General features: G+C 42.1%; 18 protein-coding genes. 8 read left to right on the top strand and 10 right to left on the bottom strand.

Annotation, left to right across the window (positions count from 1 at the left end):
• The first annotated feature begins 299 nt into the window (after positions 1 to 299).
• The 5 genes from A5870_RS14535 (at position 300) to A5870_RS14515 (ending at position 5,087) form a co-directional block, all read left to right on the top strand.
• Positions 300 to 1,706, top strand: coding sequence for an ABC transporter permease (locus tag A5870_RS14535; RefSeq protein WP_086293670.1), 1,407 nt, complete (start codon positions 300 to 302; stop codon positions 1,704 to 1,706).
• A gap of 83 nt (positions 1,707 to 1,789) precedes the next feature.
• On the top strand, positions 1,790 to 2,419 hold the full coding sequence (locus A5870_RS14530) for an ATP-binding cassette domain-containing protein (RefSeq protein ID WP_170924056.1): 630 nt from the start codon (positions 1,790 to 1,792) through the stop codon (positions 2,417 to 2,419).
• A 19-nt stretch (positions 2,420 to 2,438) separates the two neighbouring features.
• Positions 2,439 to 3,107 (top strand): response regulator transcription factor, encoded by a 669-nt coding sequence (locus A5870_RS14525; RefSeq protein ID WP_081117700.1) that lies wholly within the window; start codon positions 2,439 to 2,441, stop codon positions 3,105 to 3,107.
• On the top strand, positions 3,088 to 4,413 hold the full coding sequence (locus A5870_RS14520) for a sensor histidine kinase (RefSeq protein WP_081117699.1): 1,326 nt from the start codon (positions 3,088 to 3,090) through the stop codon (positions 4,411 to 4,413). Before A5870_RS14525 ends, A5870_RS14520 begins: the two co-directional genes overlap by 20 nt.
• A 296-nt stretch (positions 4,414 to 4,709) precedes the next feature.
• Positions 4,710 to 5,087, top strand: a complete 378-nt coding sequence (locus A5870_RS14515) for a DUF7006 family protein (protein ID WP_081117698.1) — start codon at positions 4,710 to 4,712, stop codon at positions 5,085 to 5,087.
• Positions 5,088 to 5,321: 234 nt separating this feature from the next.
• On the opposite strand, the gene A5870_RS14510 is transcribed toward A5870_RS14515, so the two are convergent.
• The gene (locus A5870_RS14510; RefSeq protein WP_086293666.1) at positions 5,322 to 6,815 is read right to left on the bottom strand and encodes a helix-turn-helix domain-containing protein; all 1,494 of its coding nucleotides are present in this window, start codon (positions 6,813 to 6,815) and stop codon (positions 5,322 to 5,324) included.
• A gap of 452 nt (positions 6,816 to 7,267) precedes the next feature.
• Between A5870_RS14510 and A5870_RS14505 the strand changes: the two genes are divergently transcribed.
• Positions 7,268 to 8,755, top strand: a complete 1,488-nt coding sequence (locus tag A5870_RS14505) for a helix-turn-helix domain-containing protein (protein ID WP_086293664.1) — start codon at positions 7,268 to 7,270, stop codon at positions 8,753 to 8,755.
• Positions 8,756 to 8,898: 143 nt separating this feature from the next.
• Here A5870_RS14505 and budA read toward each other — a convergent pair whose 3' ends face one another.
• The 3 genes from budA to A5870_RS14490 all read right to left on the bottom strand — a co-directional run bounded on the left by budA (position 8,899) and on the right by A5870_RS14490 (position 12,499).
• The gene (budA, locus tag A5870_RS14500) at positions 8,899 to 9,615 is read right to left on the bottom strand and encodes an acetolactate decarboxylase (RefSeq protein ID WP_086293662.1); all 717 of its coding nucleotides are present in this window, start codon (positions 9,613 to 9,615) and stop codon (positions 8,899 to 8,901) included.
• 18 nt (positions 9,616 to 9,633) lie between these two features.
• Positions 9,634 to 11,286 (bottom strand): acetolactate synthase AlsS, encoded by a 1,653-nt coding sequence (gene alsS, locus A5870_RS14495; protein WP_086293660.1) that lies wholly within the window; start codon positions 11,284 to 11,286, stop codon positions 9,634 to 9,636.
• 253 nt (positions 11,287 to 11,539) lie between these two features.
• Entirely contained in the window at positions 11,540 to 12,499 is a 960-nt protein-coding gene (locus A5870_RS14490) for an alpha/beta hydrolase (RefSeq protein ID WP_086293658.1), read from the bottom strand.
• A gap of 217 nt (positions 12,500 to 12,716) precedes the next feature.
• Here A5870_RS14490 and A5870_RS14485 point away from each other — a divergent pair, with 217 nt between their 5' ends.
• A complete protein-coding gene (locus tag A5870_RS14485) occupies positions 12,717 to 13,643 on the top strand; it encodes a methyl-accepting chemotaxis protein (protein ID WP_086293656.1) in 927 nt (308 codons plus the stop codon).
• Between the two features lie 101 nt (positions 13,644 to 13,744).
• Here A5870_RS14485 and A5870_RS14480 read toward each other — a convergent pair whose 3' ends face one another.
• On the bottom strand, positions 13,745 to 14,497 hold the full coding sequence (locus A5870_RS14480) for a hypothetical protein (protein WP_170924055.1): 753 nt from the start codon (positions 14,495 to 14,497) through the stop codon (positions 13,745 to 13,747).
• A 4-nt stretch (positions 14,498 to 14,501) separates the two neighbouring features.
• Positions 14,502 to 15,887, bottom strand: coding sequence for a hypothetical protein (locus A5870_RS14475; RefSeq protein ID WP_086293654.1), 1,386 nt, complete (start codon positions 15,885 to 15,887; stop codon positions 14,502 to 14,504).
• Positions 15,888 to 16,308: 421 nt separating this feature from the next.
• Between A5870_RS14475 and A5870_RS14470 the strand changes: the two genes are divergently transcribed.
• Positions 16,309 to 17,445, top strand: a complete 1,137-nt coding sequence (locus A5870_RS14470; protein WP_086293652.1) for a serine protease — start codon at positions 16,309 to 16,311, stop codon at positions 17,443 to 17,445.
• A gap of 109 nt (positions 17,446 to 17,554) precedes the next feature.
• Here A5870_RS14470 and A5870_RS14465 read toward each other — a convergent pair whose 3' ends face one another.
• The 4 genes from A5870_RS14465 to A5870_RS14450 all read right to left on the bottom strand — a co-directional run bounded on the left by A5870_RS14465 (position 17,555) and on the right by A5870_RS14450 (position 20,845).
• Positions 17,555 to 18,055, bottom strand: coding sequence for a hypothetical protein (locus A5870_RS14465; protein WP_086293650.1), 501 nt, complete (start codon positions 18,053 to 18,055; stop codon positions 17,555 to 17,557).
• A gap of 243 nt (positions 18,056 to 18,298) precedes the next feature.
• Positions 18,299 to 18,727 carry a DUF1761 domain-containing protein gene (locus A5870_RS14460; protein ID WP_086293648.1) on the bottom strand — a complete coding sequence of 143 codons (429 nt, stop codon included), beginning with the start codon at positions 18,725 to 18,727 and terminating at the stop codon, positions 18,299 to 18,301.
• 107 nt (positions 18,728 to 18,834) lie between these two features.
• Complete coding sequence (locus A5870_RS14455) at positions 18,835 to 20,181, bottom strand: amino acid permease (protein WP_086293646.1); 1,347 nt, start codon at positions 20,179 to 20,181, stop codon at positions 18,835 to 18,837.
• 295 nt (positions 20,182 to 20,476) lie between these two features.
• Positions 20,477 to 20,845: a YxeA family protein gene (locus A5870_RS14450; RefSeq protein WP_016609076.1), complete on the bottom strand. Its 369-nt coding sequence runs from the start codon at positions 20,843 to 20,845 to the stop codon at positions 20,477 to 20,479.
• Between the last annotated feature and the right edge of the window lie 282 nt (positions 20,846 to 21,127).

Raw genomic sequence — 21,127 nt, 5'->3', positions numbered from 1 at the left:
TCGTTTGCTTTAATGAACGTCCCTATTTAGCCAAACCTTCTCGTCAAAACAGACGGTTGTGTCTCACTGCAACTGCGTGTCTGGACACTGTTTTGGTATTGACGACTTAAATCAAAGGATCGTTTTTCTAGATAATTCTATAGTATCACACCTTTGAAAAAATGACGGGGATGAGCCTAGCGCCCATGGGATGACAGGAAAGCCTTCAAGCGTTCGCCAACTTCACACGAAACACATATTGGCCACATATTCGGCTAACCTTCTTCCTGTATACTTTCGCATATCAAAGGAGGAATTTTATGAACTTTTTTACTCGTATCATCAAAAGTATCATCAGTCTCAAAAAACGGACCGCAATCATTGGCGGGTTGTTTCTGGTCGTCTCAACGTTTTTGATCACGGCGAGGCTGACCCAATACGAACTGCAAAAAGTATTGGAAAATGTCCAAAAAGACTTGAATTCAATAGTAACCATCGAGCTGGATTATGAGAAGATCCTTCAGTCCATGTATTCCGGCGATCTGCAATCTGGTACCGATGTGTTGAATGAAGAATTGCTGGAGAAAATTGAAAAATCCAGTTATGTCGAAGATTTTTCCGTCAGCGCTGCGACCCAGCTATTCACCCAGTATGCTGACCGGACACCAAAACATGAAGACAAGGTGCCGGGAGGTATAATCGAACCTTCCAATGAAATCGAAATTTATGACAGCAACGATCCTGAATTGGCAAAATACAATCTGCAGATCATTGAGGGCGATCTTACTACCAATAACAAAGAGACTTATCCAATCATGGTCTCGAAAAAGTATGCGGAAAAACACAAACTAAGCATTGGTGACCCTTTAACGTTGGATTTCAATTCGGGTTTCGATGAAGAACAAGAAGCTTTGAAAAAAAGCGGAGTTATCACTGGTATTTATGAGTTAGCTGCCAATAGTCCTCGCCCCCACAAAGATAATGAAGAGCGGTTATTTTTTTCGACACGAAGGGTTCTCAAAGAAGTCAAAGAACTGCAATTTGGTGAAAACACTCCTTTGATGGCGGGTTATGACAAAATCAAAGTCAGCTTGAAAGATCCGATGGATACTCAAAAGTTCTTGAATGAATTAGATGCTGAAAACAGCAAATACCAGCAGGTCGCATTCAAAAGCTCCTACGAGCAATACAAAACGATCCAATCAATGATTACAGATTTTTCTTCGATCTTGAACTTCATTCAGCTTTTCTTGATCCTTTTTGCCTTGATCGTCATCGGGTTGATTATGATGCTCTCGTTACGAGAGCGTAAATACGAAGTCGGCTTGTTACTGTCATTGGGAGAAACAAAAATCAACATCCTTTTGCAGATGTTCTTAGAAGTCGCAATCGTTTTTGTCGTCAGCTTCGGTATCAGTTTCGCCTTATCCACCACAGTGATCGCACCTCAAGCAAGTGCAGTCGTCAATGAACAAATGCAAGCTTCTATGGGGGAACTTAGTGCCAATAGTAGCTTGAGCATGCCGCGAGGAGACAATTATGTGGAAGATGAAAGCACCAAACTCAACACCGAGGTCTCTATCCAGCAAACCGATTTCAAAGAGTCGCTCATTTTTTCTTCAGTCATCTTTTCATTATTGGCAGTCATCACTTGTGTCACAACGATCCTGCCAACTATGAAGATCATTAAGAGAAGTCCCAAAGAGATCTTGTCCAATAACGAATAAGCAAAATGTTAAAAAAAGTTAAAAATACCTATTTTTTTAAAGAAACCTTCACAGATTTGATGAATACTAAAGGAGAAGATCAAATGCTCAAAATTACAGATATCAGTTACTCATACAAAGATGAGACTATTTTGCAAAATGTCAGTCAAGTGTTTGACGCTGGCAAGATCCACACGATTATTGGTCAATCTGGTGTCGGAAAAAGCACTTTTTTGTCTTTGATTTCCGGTCTTGAATTTTTGCAAAGCGGTTCAATCGAGTTCAATGGCCAGTCAATGACGAATTTAGTCTCCTACCGCCGGCAAATCAGTTACATTTTCCAGTCCCTCAACTTGATCCCTTATTTGTCACCGTTGGAAAACATCACGATCGCCACAAATATCCACAAAGTTAAAAACCCTCAGTCTCCCAGCAGCTATTTAAACAAAGTAGGGATTTGTGGCGATATACAGCACAAAAAATGTCACCAGTTGTCTGGGGGACAACAGCAGCGGGTGACAATCGCCCGAGCTCTCGCCTTAGATTCTGATCTGATCATCGCCGACGAGCCGACTGGCAGCTTGGATCTGGCAAACAGTGAAAATGTCATGACGATCTTTAAAGACTTGCGGGATGCAGGCAAGTGTATCATCATCGTCAGCCATGACTTAACTTTTAAAGAAATCTCAGACTATGTATATACGATCAAAAACGGACGATTGACCCTTCTTTAGTAATAGAAAGGAGTAATCCATGGCCACAGAAATTCTTCTTATTGAAGATACCGATGAAATCAGAAGAGGCATCCAGTTGAGTTTACAAAAAGAAGGCTATCAAGTCACAGCCTTTGATGAAGCGGAAGCTGCTTTGAACGCCCTAGAGACAAAAACTTTCGCTTTGATTTTACTCGATTTGATGTTACCTAAAATGAGCGGAGAAACGTTTTTAAATGAGTTAGGCGAAAACAACCCGATCCCGGTGATCGTGATCAGCGCATTGAACGATGAATTCACTCAGATCAACCTTTACAGCAAGCGGATCGATGATTATGTAATCAAACCTTTTTCTACCAACATCCTCGCTTTAAAAATCGATGCGATTTTGCGCAGAGTCGGTCACAAAGAAAATGCGGCGGTCACGTATAACGACTTGACATTGGAGATCAATAACTATCAAGTTCACAGGCAAGGCCAGCCGATCGAATTGACTTCAAAAGAATTTGAGCTCTTGCAAATGATGCTCTTAAGTCAAGGAAAAGTCTTTTCCCGTGAAGAATTTTTAGACACAATTTGGGGCTATGACTCCTTTGTCGACTCTAGGGCGATCGATGTTCACATTAAAAACCTCCGTAGCAAATTAGGCAAAGACATCATCCAAACTGTTAAAGGGATCGGGTACCGAATTGAAAAAGAAACGAATTAAATGGAAAACGACTCGCATCATCTGCTTCTTTACATTGACAATGTCATTCGTGACTTTTGTGAGCGTGATAGGTTTTTTCTTACTAAATATCGGTCCTCGGATCGAAATGAAACAACAAGCGGTCTTTGACACTGTAGTCCGGGAAATTTTTGATATTGTCAATGACGATGAACTTTCTTTCCAACGTTTGGACAGTTATCGAATCGATGGCTATACCATAATCATTTTTGATGCCCAGCAAAATACCATCTATCCCATCCAGCAACCCATCACCGCGAAAAATGGTGAGCTGATCCATCTCACCAATGGTTATCAATCGACGTTTGACACTAATGGCTACAAAGTTTACGTTAGTTACCCTGTCCAAATCAGTGCCGTCGATGTAAAAGAGATCATTTGGCTAGCAACGCCTTTTGTTTTGCTGCTAGTTAGCCTATTGACCTTGGCTGGAAGCGGCTTGTATACCTACTTATATCGAAACGAAAAGAGCAAACTGGCGTCTGTCTTCCACATGATGGAAAAAAATATTCCGTATGAGGAGATTCATGACGTAAATACCATGATCAAATTGCATGATTATCTAGTGATCGAAACTCAAGTAACTGCCCTATATCAACAACTCCAATGTGCCCAGCGGGCCGCCTTGGAACAAGTTCAGCAGATCAAACAGCTGGAGTTAGAGAAAAAAACATTGCTAGAAGGATTCACCCATGAGATGAAAACACCGATCATGGCAAGCCAACTGCTATTAGCGAATGTCAGAGATGACTCTTTATCTGAAGAACAGCAAGAGTCCCTTCTAGCCACAGAAAATGAATTGAAAAAGCTGCAGCAGTTGATCAAAGAAATCCTGTTCGTTTTTCACAACCAACAGGCCCATGACGACCAACCACTTTCTGTGCGGGAAATGATCGATCACTTGATCGAAGAATATGAAGTTTTATGGAGTGATAAAGGTTTGCGGATCGAAATTGATCAACAACAAGAGCTGACGTTTTTCTACCACCCGAAATTGGCAAAGAAAATTTTCTCAAACCTTTTGAGCAATGCGATTTTTCATTCCCCACCCAACAGCGTCGTCACGATCATTCTTACTAACAAACAATTAACGATCAAAAACCCTATCAAAAAAACTGGGCCGCTGAAACACTCAGATTTGGCCAAACCCTTCTTCTCTTATGGAGAAGAGGCTGGTACAGGTTTAGGTCTGTATATCGTCAAAACAATGCTAAAACACTCGCACTATGGTTTTACATTTGATTGTCAAAAAGATTTCACCGTATCCATATATAAAAAACAGGACTAAGCCGCTGTACATGTCCTCTTTTATTTTTTATAACAAAAGATATTGTATATTCTCGACTTTATTGACTGATTCATCAACGAAAAAAAGTTCTTCGTATGGATGCGAAAAAACGCGTTTGAGACTCCATGAGAAATCAAGTACATTGGATGTAACGAAAGTCCTCGTTGATACTGCGACTGCAAAACGCTCCTGTAAATACGAGTGCCTCCTGTCAGATACCCAGTTGCCGCAAATGCTTTCGATGATCGAATCAAATAGGTTTCACTACAAGTCAACTATAATGAAGGAGTATCGATATGAACTTAAAAACGATTCAATCAGCTGAAGAATATTTAAACTTTTTCGATGAAGAATTTATTCATTCTAGCTGTTCTAGCGAAGACCCTAAGATCTTTAACTTTTATTTATCCTTGCGCCAACGTTTTCTAAACATCTACAACGACTCCGATAATAGTTTTTTCCAAAAGATGTCGTTGTTGCTGGACATTGATGCTCAGTTGCAGATCTTAAAAGAGCTGTACAACTTAAAAAAAAGTGCTTTAAACGAATACACGCAAGAAGAGATCATTCAGCTGACTGTCAAAGACAAAACCTGTTTTTATCGGGAATTGACCGGAATTCAACTGAATCAAAAAGCTCCTTGGAGCTTGATTTATTTAAGCGAAGCACAGTAAATAGCTAAACTGGTTCTCCCTAACTCATTTGTTTTAAAAGGCTTGTACTCACTATCATTGACACTTCCCCATCCCCAAAATCGATGTTTTTTGTGTAAAAACAAGCCTTTAAAACCAAAGCCCAATTCCTTGACTGCTAGATAGTTTGAAGGAACTGGGCTTTGCTTATGCTATTCGTATAGAATTGGAATAGACCTTTTCTAGCGACTCTTCATAATTGCAGATGAAGAGAAATTAGAAGAGGTCTTTTAGCGCGAACTGTCGCGTGACATCCGGGTTGATTCTTTCCAATAGCCGATTCCAATCAGAGGAAGAAGGAATCGTTTTGAAGACAATGCATTCGATGGTATCGCGAAAAGCGGACGCATGCTCTGCATAGTTCGTTACTATCAGGTCGATCTGATTTTGCTTCAAATAGTGGGGGGTGACTTCGCCAGAATCCGGATAAAATACTCGGTGAGAGCAGCTGAAATACCGATTGGACCACCCTTCAATGTACTGAACGATATGGTGATTGCCCTCGAAAATAAAGGCAATGTTTTTTCGGGGAAACCAATAGCGCTCACGAATAGACTCGATATAAATAACTAAATTCGCGCAAAAATCCGGCAAATATTGAGGAGAATACAACTCTTGATAAAAAGGATTGTTCTCTAAGAATCGTTGATAAAAAGCAAATTCTTTCGGAAATGTTTTACGAATAAAAGTATTGACGTCCCAAATATTGCGATTCGCTGAAGTCGATAAGCATTCCCTCAATTTAGCAGTAGTAAAAAAAGATTCAATCAAAATCAAATCATTTTTTTGGTTTGGACTGGTGACATTCAAGAGTTGATAAAAACTGTTGGTCAATTCGCGAATTTTTGGCCAGTGATTATACGAGAGACAGAATTTTTGCTCTACGATGACATTTTGCAATTTCCTTTTAGTGATAATACTCACAAACAAAAAGACCAACTCATCGTGAGGAAACTGAAACTCAAAATACTTGTCTATCACTTCATTGATCCGTTGAAAGTGCATCAGTTGGATACTATGTCTCAAAGCATGGTATAACTCTTCTTTTACCTGAATCCTTTGCCCTTGTAAAAATCGCTCGATCGAAATATGCAGCAGATAACTGTATTGAGAAAATGAGGCGGTATGATAGCTATTTTTTTCAAACATCCCACTGATTTCAGTGACTGCCTGTTGAACCGCTACCGTCGGAAAAACCGTGTGAGGGGTAATGTCTGTCTCGTAGAAAAAGGTACAGAAGAAATTCCGAATATCTGCTTCCTCGCCTACGATATTCACAGGATCCAGTGTTAAGGTCAAATCAAAATGAGTAAGCTGTTGATGGATACGCCGCAAATATTTCGATAAGGTGCTTTTAGATAGAAAAAGACAGTCGGTCCACTCATCAATAGATTTCAACTCACCCATAAAAATATTTTCCAGCATAAGAAACAAGGGCTCATTCGCTAGCAGGGATGCTTTTTTCTTTTCATAACTTGGGTAGTTGTTCAATTCAAATAAATACCCTTGATTCGTCGAAGAGATTTGCAATAAGCCAGCAAAGTACTCATTGATTCCGCCAATATCTTTTCCAATCGTTCTTGTAGTACTTTCTGTGACTTCTGCCAAGCTACTCGCACTGCAGATCTCACTTTTTTCAAAGGCATTGAGAATCTGGAACCATCTAGCCGTTGATTTATTTGTGACAAAACTTAACTGGAAATTCTTCAAAAATAAGCTCCTTACTGAAAAACATCGTTTTTACTGATTTGCGCAAGAAGGCGCCTAGGAGATGTCATTATACCGGGTTTTCTTTCAGCTAAAAAATTTGTTTTTTCATAGACGGGTGAAAAAAGTTGCTTTCCCCCATTCTGTTGTACAACAATAATTGTAACTATTGATTAAAATAGTGCAAGGAATTTGCGTTTATTTAAGAAAAATAGTAAATTTCAGGATGGTTCTTTGATTTGACAGTCAAAACTCTTTCAGTTGATACATATCTGACAACAAAGGAGGCAACTTTTGGCTATCATGGAAATTGCATGAAAGCTCCGTTTTAGCGTCAGATTGCTTCCAAGAGTTGCTTTGCGTTATTCTTGCTAAAAGGCCATCGATGACCGACACAAACCAAAGGATTGCACACCTTTTTTATAAATGGCTATTTTATATGATGGGAGACTACTATGAAAACATTTCAATTAAAATTCATGAAAAATCGTTCTCTTGTTCGTTGGTTACAATTATTAGATGAATTTGAAAAAAATCCCACTTGTACTCTTAACGACTTGGCTAAAATAACCAAAAGTAGTACGCGGACGGTTATCTCAGATATCGCTAGTATTCGGAACTATTTTAGTGACTCAATCGAAATCCATGCGGCTAAAGTCGGGTATTTCTTCGAAGAGCTTGATCACGAATCTTATCGCAGAAAAAAACAAGCCATGGTCAAGGATGAACCAATTTTTTTGATTTTCGAAAGTATCTTTTTTAATGAGGTCCAATCATTGATGGATTGGAGCCTTTCACTCAACCTTTCTGAGCAGTCATTGCTTAGTTATTTTAAAAAAATCGAAATTTACTTACATCCTTTTAACCTTCGTCTTAAGACTAATCCAGTGACATTTGCAGGATCTGAAATTGATATCCGTAAATTTTTTTGTCTTTTTTACTATGAGTCTGACATCAACATCAACACGATATTTCCTTCAATCAATGTACAAGAAGCGATCAAGGAGATCACTGCTCTTCTGCAAGCAAAACAAATGCAGTCTTCTTCCTTCTCCTATTTTGCCTATGTTCTTTACATCAGCATCGAGCGCAGCAAACGAGGTCTTTTGGCAAAACCATCTTCTGAGCTCTATGAACTGATCAAGAAAAATAATTTGTTATCACAATATCAAGAGTTGCAAAAAATCATGCAACGACATTTTAATTATGAACTTCCTAAGGCAGAAGCTGTTTATATTTTCACCTGTATTATTTGCCGTCGTAAAATCAATAGTCCTTCTTGCGAAGAATTTTGTCGAACATATAACTATTGGCCTGAAATTAAACAGATCGTCAGCGATTTTTATGCAGAAAACCAAGGCAACAGTCTCGATGAACGAAAAGACTTCCTTTGGCTTGAGTCTTTTTTCATCGTAGTAAAGTTACGAGAATTGCTCTCTTTGACTATGAACATAAACATTGATGATTTAAATCAATTTGTCAAAGAGAAGTTCGCAAAAGAGTATCAAAAAAATTATGATTTCCTCTTTACACACACCTTAGTGAAAAAGCTCTATTCTCGAAAATACTTAAATGACTTTTGTGCCAGTCTCACTATGTACATGGAATCCATCAAGGAAGCAAACTGGGGCTCCCCACGGACGATTGCCGTGATTTTTGAAGGCAATGAATATGTCTGCGAGTATGCTGAAAATATTATTCGTCGCTACCTAGGTGCCTATCATACGATGTACTATCCTGATTCGAATGAACTGTCACACGAATATTTGAAGGAAAAAAATATTGAGCTTTTGATTACTAATTACTCTGAATATGCTACAGAGTATTTATTGGACGTCGAAAGCATCTTGCTAAAACCGATCCCCGATGCCTCCGACTGGAATCGATTATTGAATAAAATCAACACACGAATATTACGCTTAGTCGTATTAGATAACAATTGATTTGCGATTTCTGAATCAAAGGAGATCTCAAGGGAACACGGGTAGCTTGTCATGCTACAAAAAACCGTCCATAACAAAAAGCAAGCTAGAATGCGATTCTAGCTTGCTTTTTATCGTTTGTCTATTAAGAAATCTACCGTTGCTTATTCCGCTGATTCAATATCTTTGGCGATTTTTGCAACATCGATCTCCCGCTGCAAGTAATCTTGATTATCAATAGGAAAATGCTGACGAAATTCAGCTAGTTCCATCAATTCGACTTCGCCTGCCGCCACTTCAAAGTCCAAGACATGACCAGCAAATGTGCGGTCATCACTAATAAAATGCAGGTGGAAACCGGCGGCCGCAGCACCGTGGAACAACAACGGGGTAAAGAACCCGACGATCGTACCACTGATATCTTCTGCTTGAAATTCCGGCTGATGCTGGATGATCTCAATGAATTTTGGGTACGGTTTTTCTTGCTTTGGGGCAACGCGGACGTGCATCTTGGCAAATACCCCATGGATTTTGACAGCGGAAAACAAATTCGGACTGACTTCTGTCAGGACGTGATTTTTCACTTCTTCATCGGTCATCTCTTGGCTGACCTGTAGGTGCTTCGCCGCAGAAAAATCAACGACTGCCGCATAAGGGGTTCCTTCATTTCCTTGGAGCACTTGCACCTTGCCCGATTCGTCTACATGGTAGATTTCACCATCTAAAATAATTACTTCCCCATTGGAACCAGCCAACGTACCGATCCCAAAATTACCATATTCAAGCATTTTGCCGATTTGCTCCGTGCCATCCATTAAATCCTGCATCAACCCACCTAGGGTACCATGCTGATATAAATAACTTTTGTTTTTCACTTTCATCTTGCTGCTCCTTTGGTCTTAATAAAATTGATCAGGTAGGATCGTTTTGCCCAGATCGGCATTATCTGAATAATCCACAGGGATGTCAATGATCACTGGACCATCCGTGGCAAAGCCTTCTTCGATGGCTGCCATCAATTCTTGTTTAGTGGTTGCCCGCAAACCTTTGGCACCAAATGCTTCGGCATATTTTACGAAATCAACTGGTCCAAAATCAACCCCAGAAGCACGATCATATTTCATTTCTTCTTGGAATTTCACCATATTGTAGGTACCGTCATTCCAAATCAAGTGAATGATGTTTTGTTTCAAACGGACGGCTGTTTCTAACTCTTGGGCAGAAAACAAGAAGCCACCATCGCCAGATACAGAGATCACTTGAGTATTTGGTCGCACGAGCGCTGCAGCGATCGCCCATGGCAAAGCGACTCCTAAGGTCTGCATGCCATTACTAAAGAGCAGGTGTCGTGGCTCATAGCTGCGGAAATGACGGGCCATCCAAATGTAGTGGCTGCCGACATCCACCGTCACCGTCATGTCATCGGTCACTTCTTGTTGCAAAGCATCGATGATTTCTAGGGGATGTAAGGTATTGTTGCTGCCTTCGACATCCGCTGGTTTTTCATTGAGTTTGGTTTGCAGCGTCGTTAAATAGTTGCGAGCGTCTTCGCTCAAGTGATACTGATCGATGGCTTTTGATAGCTGTTCAATAATTTTCGCGATACTGCCCATCAGTTCAACTTCGGGCTGCATAAATGGATCGATCTCCATCGGTACTTCATCGATGACGATCACGCGGGCATCTTTTTCCGCATTCCAGTTGCGAGCTTCGTATTCGATCGGGTCGTACCCCACAGCGATCACTAAGTCGCTGCGTTTCAACAGCATATCACCGGGCTGATTGCGGAACAAGCCGACGCGGCCAAAGAAATGCTCTTCTAATTCACGAGAAATGATCCCAGCGCCTTGGAAGGTCTCTACGACAGGCAACCCAGTTTTTGCAACTAAATGACGAATCGCTTGTGTTTCTTTGACGCCTGAAGCCCGCATCCCTAAGAGTAAGACGGGCAGTTTGGCTTCTTTGATCCGATCGACGAGTGCCTGGATATCTTCTGCATCGGCACTGCCTAATTTAGGCGAAGATAGTGGTTTGATCGCTGCCCCTTGGACAGTTCCGTCTGTCACATCTTGAGGAATGGATAAAAAGCTCGCCCCTTTTTTCGCTGTTTTTGCGATGCGAAAAGCGTTGGCAATACTTTCAGAAAGGGTTTCAGGATCTTGGACTTCACTGCTGAATTTCGTGATCGGCGCAAACAACGCCGCATTATTCATGCTTTGGTGGGTCAATTTTGAAAGGTCAGAACGCTTCACTTGGCCTGCTAGTGCCAAGACGGGATCGCCTTCGGCAGTTGCCGTGACCAACCCAGTCGCTAAATTACTGGCTCCTGGTCCACTTGTTGCAATGACGACTCCTGGCTCTCCTGTCAGGCGACCGATTGCCTGTGCCATAAATGCCGCGTTTTGTTCATGTCGTGCCAAAACCAACTCTGGTCCCCGTTCACTCAACACGTCAAAGACGCCATCGATTTTTGCACCAGGAATCCCAAAGATATAAGGCACCCGATGATTTTCTAAACTTTCAACAATGATTTCTGATCCTTTTGCACTCACTGTATTACCTCTTTTCAAAAACTGTATTAATCACAATACATATAATAGCACTTTTTATTTATTTATCAACGAAAAACACTTATTAATATCTGTACTATAAAAACGCGGTTTTTTAGAGAGCGTTTGCATTTGCTTCAGACTGCAGGTGTATGTCTTTCCATTTTTCCGACAAAAAAAGGAGTGGATCGCTCCACTCCATACATCCTTTTCTGTATCAGAACACCGCTTAAAAAGAAGTTCTTTCGTCGGTTTCTTATTCTGCGGGGACATTTTTTTCCGTCAACCAACCGACAGCCAGTATCATGGCAGCTCGTGCGGCTTGGGTCTGATCCATCGCATTGACCATCACAAAATCATGGATGATCCCTTGCATCCGTGCTTGGGTGACTTCCACGCCAGCTGCTCGTAAATGCTGCGCATAGGCTTCCCCTTCATCCCGCAAGACATCTGCTTCGCCTGTAATGATCAACGCTGGCGGCAGATCGGCTAACTCCTCTTTGGTCGCGCGTAGAGGAGAAGCGGTAATTTGATTCCGCTGTGTTTCATCCGTCGTGTATTGATCCCAGAACCATTGCATCCCTTCTTTGGTCAGAAAATAATTTTCACCGAATGCTTCATACGAAGGCGTATCAAAGCGGGCATCTGTCACCGGATAGAACAATAATTGTTGTGCGATCGGAATGCCACCACGGGCTTTCGTTAACAAGGTCATAACGGTCGCCATGTTCCCACCTACGGAATCGCCAGCCACGGTCAAACGGCTAAGGTCTAAGCCTTTGACATCGACAAATCCCGGTAATTGCTGCAAGACCGCATAATTTTGTTCGATTGCCGTTGGGTATTTTGCTTCTGGTGAACGACTATATTCAGGAAAAATGACGATCGAGTTGGTTCGTACCGCCAATTCACGGATCAATTTATCATGAGTCGCGGCACTGCCGAAGACCCAACCCGCGCCATGGAGATAATAAATGACAGGGAGAATCGCATGATTTCCTTCAGGACGAACAAAACGAACATTGATGGTCCCCCATTCGCCTGTATCAACGGTCTGATCTTCTATCTCAACCGCCAATTTATTGACGGGTGACTCTTGGACTTGTTCCAATAATGCGCGCCCTTCTTCTGGCGGTAATTCATAGATCCGTGGGTGCGGTGCATTTGCCTCACTAAATTCAACGGCTGCTTTTTCCAACGAAATTCTATCTGTCATACGATTCTCTCCTTTTGTTTGAAATCGTTCATGTTGACCTTAAGGGTACCACCAAGTCATTCTGATGCAAAGAATCTTGCTTTCTTCTGTTTCCAGGCATTTTGTTCGACAAAAAAGGTGGTTTTTGCACTCTTAACTGCCTTGCCTTCATGACCGATAACTGTAAGACACTCGCTGTGTAAACTTCCCAAAAACTGAAAGGCGTAGGTAAGTACGTATGAAATTCACATTAGATGAAACACAAAATAACCGTCTGCTCGCTGCTATTTTTCAAGAACTCGCTGTCATAGTCTTTGATCCGCAAAAAGAAGTTGTTTTCGCCAATGCCAACATGACTGATATCCTAGGGTACAGCCAAGAAGAAATCATTGGCTTACCGCATCGGACCTTTTGTTTTGACCATTATGCTGTCAGTACGGATTACCAAGCTTTCTGGAATCAACTGCTTTACTCAAAGCAACGGTTTCAAGACAAAATCATTCGGAAAAACAAACAAGGAGAAAAACTGATTTTAGAAGGGAGCTACTTCCCTGTCCTCGATGAGCAGCAAGAAGTCGTCAACGTCGTCAAAATCGCTTTTGACATTACCCAAAGAGAACAAGCCTTAGCGGTCACTATCAAAAAAGTGCAAGAAAGTGCTGCCTCCCTGACACGACTTTCTGCCAACGGGCACCAGCAAGTCGATCATTTGTCAGAGAACTTGGCGCAAGTCAAACGGCTGTCTGATCAAAATCAAGCAACGACCCATGCCTTAGAAATGGATAGCCAACAGGTGACAGCGGTGCTGCATGACATCGACCGCATTGCACAACAAACCAAACTGCTATCCTTCAACGCTTCCATCGAAACAGCACGAATCGGCGAACAGGCAGCTGGTTTTCGGGTAGTTGCCGATGAAATGCAAAAATTAGCCGAACAGACCAAGCAGTTGACCCAAACCATTGCCGCAACCATGCAAGCCATCAACCAACAAGCCTTAGTCGTGTTAGATAGTGCCGATTCGACGACCATGAAAATCAGTGATTCACAAAAAAGCCTCGCTGCCGTTTTGCATTCTTACGACACGCTGCGAACGACGGCCAGTCTTTTAAACGATGAAGCCGAGTATTTATCAGAAACCAACGACGCTGAGTTGGAAACCTAGAAACCAAATGAATAAAAAAAGAGCGCCGCTGTTTGCGACGCTCTCTTTGTTTTTTTTGACCAATAAATTGATCCGTTATTTGATTTTATTGATACTCAGCACTAGCCAGCCTCCCACTCTTGCAACAACTGCTGTAATTCTTGCAAAAATGATTGGGTCGTAAAGCCCAATGCTTGGAGAGGAACACGATATTCCTGTTGAACCACCAAAAAACTGCCAAAGATTTTATGTTGGAACGAAAAGGAAAGAGTTTTCCAAATACTCCACGAAAAACTGGCTATTCGTTTTTCTTTCTTTTCGTACGTGCACAAATACACTCGCTCGATACCAAAAAGTAGCCCCGCATTCGCTTTCTTGCCAGTCATCTTTGCCGTTAGCAGCGCCAGAGGTGTCTCCGTTTCAGGCACTTGAAAACTAGCAAGGACTTGGCTTTGCCATTGCCGTGGCAGCACTTGTCTTTCTCCAGAGAAATAGAACAAAAAATTTTGTTTTTGAAAAAAGGCAGTCAAACGGTTTTGTCGCTGGTTGTGCTGATGGATGGGCGCCCTTTGAATCGGAGACGCCTGGTTTCCTGACGTTGGTTTTGGCTGCTCCCGTCCAACGAAAACGTCGGCTGATGGTGCGTTTTCCCTAGGAGCAACAGATGACAGACTGATTTTCTTCAGGAGAGCTGCCAGCTGGGTCAGCGCAAGCTGTTTGTCCGTCAGGGAACTGGACTGGTCAATTTTGGCGTGGTCAAAGGGCAATTTGATGACCATTTTGCCTCGGCAATACAGACAGACTGCCGTGCCAACACCCCAGTTTACTTCTAGTTCCCCTAAACAATGGGGACATTGAATGGGAATGATATCCATGAGATCATCCTTTCGTTTTGATACAGGTATCGGAGCTATTCGTTGTAAAAATACGGATCGTATTCCAGCTGACAAACGCCAGCAGCACTAGAAGCGATAAGCCATAAAAACCGAAATACCAAATCAGGAATGCTAAAAAAAGGATCAAGGCGAATTCAAACGCCATATTTTCGAGACTGCTGTAAAATACTGTTTTCCGGACGAGTTTCTTCCTACGCGCATCAAAAGCTTTCTTCACGGCAGCTGTTGATGCATCCGGCTGACTCAATGCTTGAGAAAGTTCCGCTTTGAATCTGCCGTATTCTGAGAAAAACTTGACCTCTGGTACGAGCAAGAAATACCAAGTCGCAAGACAAGCAATCAGCAAGATGACCGCTGAAGCGAGCAGACTAAAGGCAACAGCCGGTAATAAAAACCCATCAAATAGAAGATTCGAAGTAATTCCAGAAAAAAATCCCACAAAAAAGAAGGTATAGCAGAACCGCCAAAGAACACTGCTGGTCCTAGAAAAACTTTTCTTGACTTGCACCAGCTGTTCACATTCAGGAAGCTCGGTTGGAAAGAGCTGTTCAGCATCGGTACCATCAGCCACGAAAGAATAGGTTTGGTTTCCGTACCTGAATTCGCCGATGTAATAAGGAAAATACAGTTTTTCCGTATCACAATGCTTAGGAAAAAGGGTTAGTTGAAGCTCGCTTGGGGTTTCTGTTCCAATCAAATAGTCTCTCGCTCCCGCTTCAAAGGCTTCCAATAAATGGGGATCAGCGAGTGCCGTTTCTCTAGAAATATCAAAAGGTAGCACTTGGACGTCTTGGTTATGTGCCGAAAACTGCTGCATCTCTGTGCAATAAGCGGCTCCTTTTTTAATATGCAGCGGCAGTTTGCCATTGATACTGTAGTCAGCCTCTTTTTGGGCATCCGTCGGAAACACTTCACTGAAAACCGTGGTGTTGCCACTGCTATGTAAATGAATACTGGCACTGATACGCCCCTGTCCCCTCTGCTGTTCCTGATGCACATAAGCCCCTCTTACTTGGGCTTCATAGTCGATCTGAAAATAATACAGGGGGATAAATACACGTTTCAGCTGAACTAATTCGAGCTCAAAAAAGACACTTTCCGAAATGGTGTCCTGCCAAGCCAGCTGCTTTTTCAAGGCCTGGAGACACCCCTCTTCGTCATAGGCAAAGGGATAGAAGCCTTCTTTGACTGATCCTTGAATGTGCGCTAAATCTTTGAGTGTGGCCTCTGGTTTCTTTTGTTCCGTTTTTCGAAGTTCCGGTTTGATCAGCAACTCGTTCAAACAATACTGACAGACAGCTTTTCCTGAGTCCCAATCAACTTCTAGACGTCCCAAACAGCTGGGACATTGAATTTGGGTGATTTTCATTTTTACTCCTTTTTTTGAATACATATTTTCTTGTTGATAACCTAGTTGATTTTTTAGAGGGGAGAACCGTCTATTTTTATGGCGGCTTTTGGGGGAAGATACCACAGGAACCTGCTGATTTACAGATGTTTGCTCGTTTCATTATGTATGATCTTAACGTCTTTTTTCAGTGATGAAGTAAAAAAACGTACTAAAACTAAGTGCCCTTTCGAAAAAGACAATACAGATAAAACAGCCAGTTACGTATCATATTATAACAAAAAATAAAGTAAATCTATTTTTTATTGATAAAAATAGACATTGATTTGCGATTGCTCCTCCCTTCTACTCTTATCAGCATTGATTACCGGTTATGGATGGCTTATAAGTTAGGAAAAATGTTATAATTGAAATATTCACAAGAAAGGAAATGAAGAAAGTTATGGGGATGTTTATTTTTTTTATTGGTTTTTTGACAATGGTTGTAAGCGGAATCTTTTTTATTCTTGGGTTGATCAAGAAAAAGCCGCTTCGCAACAAGATCGTTATTTTTATGGGTGGTTTTCTCTTATTGATTGGCGGGGCATTAATGACTCCTGCAGCAACACCGGAGCTTCACGTAGATGAAGCAGAACTGGTTACCAACGAGCAAGGCGAAGCGGCGATTACGGGTCAAACCAACCCAGAAGCGCAACTGACGATCAACGGGGTGGAGGTTTCGCTGGCGGACGAAACATTTTCTTACACCGTGCAACTTGAAGATGAAGAGGAACAGGAATTTACTCTCCAAGCCTCAATGGGTGGAAGCACCAAAGAAGAAGTCGTCAACGTCAAACCTTCTCGCGCATTTCTAGCAAATTTACAAGCTGAAAGACAAGAACAAGCAGCACTGGAAAAAGCTGAGACGGCACTGGCTCTTGCCGAAACCCAGCCAAACCAAAAGAATTATGACGAAGCCGTGACGCTGATTCATGCTTTAAGTAAAACCTACGAAGATCTCGCTACTCGGCTAGCTGTAGTTGAAGAACACCTTGCCATCGGCAAAGCCCTTGATACCGCTGAAGCTTCTCTTGAGCGCAGGGATTTCGATCAGGCAAAAGAATTGGTCGCACAAGCGGTTTTGAACAAGGAAACGTTTGAAGGTCGGTTATCCACTGTAGAAACTAAGATTTCTGAGAAAGAAGCAGAAGCACTCGTTGCAGAAGCTGTCCAAGCGGTGGAAGCGGCAGAGGCGGAGCCGACAAAAGATACCCTTGCTCGTGCAAAAGATGCTGTCGCTCGTCTCAAGACCCCCGATGAGGAATTAGCTGCTCGAACGAAAACAGTGGCGCAAACGATCACTGCCAACGAACAAGCAGCCGCACAAGCTAAGGCGGAGGAAGAACGGCAGGCAGCCGCCGCTGTGCCAGAACAAAGTCAGCCAGCCGCTGCTAGCAATCAAGCCCAAACGTCGGTCCTCGTTACACCAACAGGTTCGAAATATCATACGAGAAAATGCGGCAACGGTACCTACACGCCTGCCACTTTAGCAGAAGCGCAAAGTCGCGGACTTACTCCTTGCGCAAAATGTTTTCCGTAATAGTCACTAATATTTTGCAACGAAAAAAAACAAACCTCATTTTTGCCTAAGGTTTGTCCACAGTCTGAAGCGGTTGTCTCTTCGGAGACAGCCGCTTTTTTATCACTTGCTATTTCTCATCGTAAGAAAACTCGTACTCGTTTTGTTCGTCATCGATTAGACGCTTGTCATTGTTGTCCGCCATTTTGAATACTTTCTCAAAATCATCACCAGTCATGCGCACTTCCTTTTTCTCTTGATCAATGATCACATGGGCATTTGTCACTTCAAAAGTGTGCATAGGACCAATGTCTGCCGCAGTCAGTGCTTTGCTTTTGGGAAACTCTGCTTGCAGATGTTCATTGATCTGCGCTAACTGTTCTTCTTGTTTCTCCGCGATATCCGCAGGTGATTGATTCGGATTGGTAAAAAAAGTCAGCGTTTTATTGACAGTGATCTTTCCATCTTCAAATAGATACAAAGCATATTGTTGATGACTGTTGCTATTGGTCAATACTTGATTCGCAGCTGCAGAGTCAACCCCTGAGCGACTGCAGCTTGCCAAAAAAAATAACGCCGCTAAACAAACGGTAGCAAATATTCCTCTACCTAACTTGCTTTTCACTTTCATTTCCCCCTCCTCGTTGTGCCTCAGTTTCCTTCTTTCATGATTTTTCGCGTGGTTTGGTTTATCCTATTCGATTCAGTTGCTTTCAGTATAGCACAAATTATTTGCTTACATAGCTGTTTTTTGTAGTTACGTTAATTTTACACAAAAAACCAACCTTATTAAAAAGATTGGTTTTCTACATTTATTAGGATTACTTGCTTCATTTGATGTCGTTGAAAGCCCGTTCCGTAGTATGATCGCTGCCTATTGTCCAATTAGTCCGACAACAAGTCCTAAAACGATCACTCCTAGAAACCCATTCACAAGGTGCAACCCGACTAATTTGCGGGACTGTCCCGAGTAAACAGCCATCACGAAGGTGGCGACCCCATAAACCCCTAACCACAATAAGCAAGCGACTTGCAAGGAGGTCATCAGCCAACCATCATGATCGAATGTGGCAAACCAATAGACGACTTGATAGGTCGCTGCCGATAAGAGAATCCCACCAACGATCGTTCCGCCAAAGGTAAAGAGCATGTCTCCGGTCGTCATCTGTTGACCGTTCATCTTCTCTGCCATTCCTGATTCTTTCGCCCAAAACTTGCCCCACTTATGCATCGGATTGTAAAGCAGACTTTCCACCACGACCCAGCTGAGGGTACCGAAAATCAATGTCCAAAAATTAACCATTATCGTTTTCTCCTACACTTTATTTTATCGTCACATTCCTGAGAACCGAAGAAACAACCGAACGCGGGGTTCCTTCTCCATCAGTTTATGTCTTAAGGGATGTTTCTTCAACTTTTTTCACTGGTTTCCCCTATTTTTCGATGGTTCCAATAAAAACTAAGAAAAATGATCGTATACAGCAATGCGGTGAAACCTGTGACCGCTAATGGGTTAGTGATCAAGATACCGGCAAACAGCAAAAGCAACGCAAGGATCGCCCCACCCAAAAAAATCGTATAGCCCATTTTCTGCTGCTTGCGTACCAAAACAAACGCCGCCACACTGATCAACAACCAAATCAGCAATACAGTATAAGACAGGGAGCCTGCTAGATAATTGAAGAGTTTGTCGCCTAAAAAGTAAGAAAGAACGACTCCAAGATATAAAGTACCGCTGCAAAACATGATCGCTCGTTGGGGCACGCTGTTTTTATTCAGCATCGTAAAGCGGCTTTTTTTCTGGCCATTGTTGCTTAATCGGAAAAACAACGTTCTTGAAGAAGCATAGACTCCAGAATTGATTGACGAAAACAAAGCCAAAATAATCACTAAATTGACGATGTCGGAGGCAAACGGGACATGGATTTTTTGAAACACCATCACAAAAGGACTGACATTTGGATCGGCTAATTGATTCCACGGATAAATGATCAGTAAAAGAAACAAGGGAATGATGTAAAAAGCGGCAATCCGAGTCATCACTCCTTTGATTGCTTGCGGGATCGCTTTTTTGGGATTTTCTGCTTCACTGATCGTAATGGCTACTAATTCAGAACCGCCGTACGAATAGATTACGACCAATAACGAATTGATAAATCCTTTGAGACCATGAGGGGCAAAACCACCATAGTCTGTCATTTGGCTCATCGTCGGGAAAAAGCCCAAATCAAAGATTTGCGTGGCAACCAGATAGAGACCCACCAAGATCAACGCGATCACCACACTGATTTTGGCCCAGGAAAGCCAGTATTCCGTTTCCGCAAACAAGCGAACCGAAAACAAATTGATGATGGTCGTGAGTAGTGCCAAAATCAACACAAAGATCCAAGCTGGAATATTGGGAAACCACAACTGCAAAAAACTTGCGGCAGCAACTGCTTCGGCGATGATGTTGATCATCCACATCGACCAGTAGATCCAGTCGATGAAATCGGCTGTATGCACGCCAAGATATGGCTGGACTAAGCCCGAAAGGCCATGTTGTTTTTGGTCAGATAAGACCAACTGTCCCAGTCCTGTCATGACGACAAATAAGATCAGCCCGCAAAAAATAAACGCCAGCAAGACCGCAGGTCCCGCTAACTGGATCGCTTCACCGCTGCCTTTGAATAGGCCAGCACCGATGGCGCCACCTAGTGCCAACATAGTGATATGTCTGGTTTTCATCTGCTTTTTTAATTGATTTTTTTCTGTCATAGGTTCCTCCTTGAAAACCGTTGATCCTCCATACAAGGTGATTCTCTCACTGTTGCTATTTTTAATTATATAAATGATTTTTTTAAACTACCTCATAGAGAATACCAGACGCTTCTGCTATTGCAACTAAGAATTGAAAAAATTATCTATTTTTTCTGAAAATTCTATCATCCTCTAATCTTTTTCACCTAAATCAAATCTTGGCGAGCTTTTCTCTAAGTGAATGCACGAAAAAAGCCATCTCCCAACTTGCGGGAAATGACTTCCTGTCCTTTTTTTCAAGCAGGCTTGATGATCAATGAGTCGTAACCAACTCGTCTTTGACGGCGTCAGGGAGATCTTGCTCGGTCACCTCTTGATACGACTCCACATGTTTGCCCTTTGCATCAAGCTCTAGGTAGGCATTTTCTTTTAGCTTTTGTGGTGCCCAAAACGTGATTTTGATCTTTTGCCCATCTTCATTGACTCCTTCTTGTGTATATTCGTAGGAATCGTGTTCTTGCAACACGCCATACTCGTCGGATGTTTTGACATAGACCTTTTTCTCCGGTACGAACGGATTGAAACGATCCACCAGCTGAACCAGTTCGCTGGAATCATCTTTCGTAAAATAAGACCATGTAACCAATGTTACGGTCCCGATCGTTAACACGAGCAGGATCATACTAATTGCTTTCTTCAAGTGATTGTCCTCCGTTTTTTCTATCTACCTTCAGTATAAAAAAACAAGCGATAAATATAATCAAACTTAAGGCGTATTTTTCCGTCGGTCATTGTGACTAAGGTATCAATGGAATATTTCTGCTTTTTCCAACCTCAACGTATAGACAAACAACTAAGTTCTCCTACAAAATCGTCCCTTCTCACAGGAAGACTAGACTGTTTAATAAGTATCGTGATTTTTCATTCTTTGTAGTAAACTAAACTGCAACAACTTACTTTTAAA

The sequence above is a fragment of the Enterococcus sp. 2G9_DIV0600 genome, assembly GCF_002140615.1.
In the GTDB taxonomy this organism is placed as follows: domain Bacteria; phylum Bacillota; class Bacilli; order Lactobacillales; family Enterococcaceae; genus Enterococcus_D; species Enterococcus_D innesii.
This window is presented reverse-complemented; position numbering and strand designations above follow the sequence as displayed.